1 protein-coding gene is annotated in these 889 nt (G+C 30.9%); it reads right to left on the bottom strand.

Annotation, left to right across the window (positions count from 1 at the left end; translation table 11 throughout):
• Positions 1–800: IS1595 family transposase (locus tag H8S10_RS18390; RefSeq protein ID WP_186839755.1), on the bottom strand; the 800-nt coding region annotated here is incomplete at its 3' end.
• Positions 801–889: the final 89 nt, after the last annotated feature.

Consider the following 889-nt stretch of genomic DNA (forward strand, 5'->3'; position numbering starts at 1 on the left):
CCCCTAATTTGATGTAATTCAAAATTATGTTGAGCCGCAAATGGGATATAACTCCTATGTTTATCAGTACATAAAATAGAATTTTCTTCAACAACCTCTGATAAAGCCCTATTTATATCAGTATAGTTAGGTCTGCCATCACATATTAAACCAGTATATATATTTCCTAATCTATCTACACCACATAATACACAGGCAAATTCCTTTGATATACCTCTTGTATTTATTTCTTTACCACGCTTTCTTGATTCCCTTGGCATAGTAAAATTAGAACTTTTGCTATGATTCCCTTTATAGCTAAGGGCAAAGTATGTCTCATCGAGTTCAATAACACCCTCAAGAGAGCCGTAGCCAATAAATTTTCTAATAGCGTCTATAATTTTATGTCTCCAAAAGAAAGCTGTTGCAATATTAATCTCAACAATTTCGGCACATTGCCTAATAGTGTTACCATTTATCATACATTGAGCATATAGTAGCCATTTATCTAATCCCTTTTTACTACTTGAAACTGGGGATTTAGAAAAATCATTGAAAGTTTTTTTGCACTCTGGATTTTGGCATTTATACCTTTGTTTAACGCCATTCTTGCCATGATATTTTCCATACTTAGATATTTTATCATGATTGCAAAAAGGACAGCACTTCCCCTTGTTAAATCTATTTTCAGCGATTTCTTCATCTATAGAGTTAGTTATTCCATTTGACATCAATACAGTCTTTAAAAAATCAAATACCTTCTCTTGCTCATATGTATTTAATTGTGAAACTTGCTGAATAACATTATTAACTCTTGGCATAAAAAACCTCCTAAATAGTAGTTATATTATATATTATAACCATATTTATAGAGGTTAATCAAATTTCAACAGTTTATTAAAACAAAGCC

This window comes from Clostridium sp. NSJ-49 (assembly GCF_014287725.1).
GTDB classification, from domain to species: Bacteria; Bacillota; Clostridia; order Clostridiales; family Clostridiaceae; genus Clostridium; species Clostridium disporicum_B.